General features: G+C 43.2%; 1 pseudogene. It reads left to right on the top strand.

The window, feature by feature from the left end:
- Positions 1-99: 99 nt before the first annotated feature.
- A pseudogene (locus IM797_RS28220) lies at positions 100-546 on the top strand (transporter); the annotation flags it as partial.

Genomic DNA, 546 nt, shown 5'->3' with positions numbered 1-546 from the left:
CGGGTTAAATGACGATCAGAAAGCGAAACTCACTGCATTCCTGAACACCTTGAATGATACGGAGTTCATCAATAATAAAATGTTATCAGAACAATAGATATGAAGAAGAAAATAATGATTGCGCTAGTCCTGTTCATGATTAGCATAACTGCTACACGTGCATGTGACATTTGTGGCTGTGGCGTTGGAAGCTATTATTTGGGCATTTTGCCAGAATACAATAAGCGTTTTCTAGGGATGCGCTACCAGTATAAAAGCTTGCATACCCATTTGGGGCCAATGGGCGAACGTACCCCGATTACAGCTGATGAAACTTACCAAAGTGCAGAGCTTTGGGGCGGCTGGAATTTTGGAACCAGGTTTAGAGTGCTGGCTTTTGTCCCTTACAATTTTAACAGACGGGAAAGTCAGACCGGAAATGGCAACAAGACCGGTTTGGGGGATATTGCAGTAATGGGATATTTCAAGTTATTTGATCATAAGGGCACTTTGGGCGAACGCTTATTGGTCCAGTCTTTATGGATTGGTGGGGGAATTAAAGTGCCG

Source organism: Pedobacter sp. MC2016-24, from assembly GCF_015223055.1.
In the GTDB taxonomy this organism is placed as follows: Bacteria; Bacteroidota; Bacteroidia; order Sphingobacteriales; family Sphingobacteriaceae; genus Pedobacter.
Note: the sequence above shows the minus strand (reverse complement) of the source record. Positions and strands in the feature narration are given on the sequence as shown.